The organism is Moorena sp. SIO4E2 (assembly GCF_010671945.1).
Taxonomy (GTDB): Bacteria; Cyanobacteriota; Cyanobacteriia; order Cyanobacteriales; family Coleofasciculaceae; genus Moorena; species Moorena producens.
The window spans coordinates 1-2,104 of sequence record NZ_JAAHIE010000964.1 but is presented as its reverse complement, the minus strand read 5'-3'; the positions used below and the strand labels follow the sequence as shown (position 1 = coordinate 2,104).

The window sequence follows — 2,104 nt, the reverse complement described above, 5'->3', positions numbered from 1 at the left end:
TTGCCATTTGGCAGTACTTATTGTTAATATTATAGGTCGATAAAGCTAAAGAGCAAGTCAAATGAGAATAGCTTATCAGTACCGACTAAAACCTACAAAACAGCAAAAAGCCAAGATAGATCACTGGCTGTCAATGTTGTGCGCTCAATATAACTATCTGTTAGCTGATCGGTTTCGCTGGTACGATCATAATCGCTGTTCCATTAACGCTTGCCCCCTTGTTTGCCATCTTCCCGAATTAAGAGATAACCCGAACTACTATAGCCAAAAGAAAACTTTACCCAACCTCAAAAAAACTCATCCTTGGTACAAGGATATACATTCACAGGTGCTTCAGGATGTCGTTAAACGGGTAAAATTAGCTTTCGACCGATTTGTCAAAGGAGATAAAAATGGGAACAGGAGCGGTAGACCCAGATTCAAAAAACAACACCGCTACCGCACCTTTACTTATCCCCAGATCAAAGAGGGATCCTTACAGGGCGACCTAATCGACTTACCTAAGATAGGAAAAGTCAGAATTGTTTTACATCGTCCTGTTCCTGATGGATTTAAAATAAAAACAGCTTCAATCACCATAAAGTGTGACGGGTATTATCTGGTTTTGTCTCTAGAGGATAAAACTGTTCCCGAAGTTAAACCTAACATTAATCCTGATTCAATAGTCGGTATCGATGTTGGTCTTAAGGAGTTCTTGACTACTTCCGAAGGAGAAACTATTGGGATTCCACAATATTACCGAAAGTCTCAAAAAAGACTGAGGGTTATACAAAAAAGGGTATCTCGTAGGAAAAAAGGAAGCAAAAATAGACTCAAAGCTATTAAACAGCTTGGCAGGCAGCAGAAAAAAGTAGCAGACAAACGGAAAGACTTCCACTTTAAGACCGCTAATTATTTGCTGTCAAAATATGATCTAATAGCTCACGAAAAACTGAACGTAAAGGGACTGGCTAAATCCCGATTAGCTAAATCTGTGTTAGATGCTGGGTGGTCAAGCTTTCTGACAATCCTAGCAAGCAAAGCCTTAAATGCTGGCTTGTTGGCGGTTGTGTGATTCGTTAGTTAGAAACCTTACCTTAAATAAAGGTCTGGGGGATTAACTGCTTAGTCCATCTGGATTATGACAACTTGGTAACCATGGAGGTGAAAGCCCTCCCCTCGCGAAATCCGAGTGAAAGCCCTACCCCTACTTATAAGCGTGACAACCTTATGGGTAAAGCGGGGTCGAATAGTGAAGCACTACTAGCTCAAATGTGGTGTTAATAACAGGCAAGAACTCATGGGTACGAAAAGAAATGTATGTCCGAACCATCGTCAACAAGGAACTGCGCAAAGAGCTGAAACGCAGTATTCAAAAAGAAAAAAGGAGTCGGGATTATGAGATGAACCGCTCTCATAATGATTTCACCAAAAGGCTCCCGGTGGAGAATACAACCCTAAAAGTTCAATCAATGGCTATCAGGAACGAAGTAACCCCCATAGACGCTCTTAAGAAGGTCGATTCTTGAGTAGGTAGTCAGCCGCAAGGTCTATGAGGGCAGGATTGAGTCAAAAGCAAAAACTTGGGGTAATGCCCAGGATACGCAGACAGACTCACGTTTTAGGAAAAGATCTGGTTGTAAGTAGCAATTGATATGTCTAAAACTCGGGGGTTCGCCCCACAGTCGGAATGGAAGAAAGTCAACTGGCGCAAGCTAGAAATGACCGTATTCAAGTTGCAAAAGCGAATATATCGAGCCTCGGAACGTGGCGACATCCGCGTGGTAAGAAAGCTCCAAAAGACTCTAATGAAATCTTGGTCAGCTAAAATGTTAGCGGTCAGGAAGGTCACCCAGGAAAATCAAGGCAAAAAGACTGCCGGAATAGACGGGAATAAAGCTTTAAACAATAAGCAACGACTCGCCTTAGTAGCCAGCCTGAAAATCTATAGGAAAGCTCAACCAACCAGAAGGGTTTGGATACCTAAACCCGGAGGAACGGAAAAGCGACCTTTGGGGATACCAACCATATATGACCGAGCCTTACAAGCACTAGCAAAACAAGCCATGGAACCTGAATGGGAGGCTAAATTCGAGCCAAACTCATACGGGTTTAGACCAGGACA

At 42.6% G+C, this 2,104-nt stretch carries 1 protein-coding gene and 1 pseudogene; both read left to right on the top strand.

Annotated features, from left to right (window positions below):
- Nucleotides 1–61 precede the first annotated feature (61 nt).
- Nucleotides 62–1,048 (top strand): annotated as a pseudogene (locus F6K37_RS39505) (RNA-guided endonuclease InsQ/TnpB family protein); the annotation flags it as partial.
- 586 nt (nucleotides 1,049–1,634) lie between these two features.
- The coding region (locus F6K37_RS39500; protein WP_287256717.1) for a reverse transcriptase N-terminal domain-containing protein at nucleotides 1,635–2,104 on the top strand (470 nt) is incomplete at its 3' end.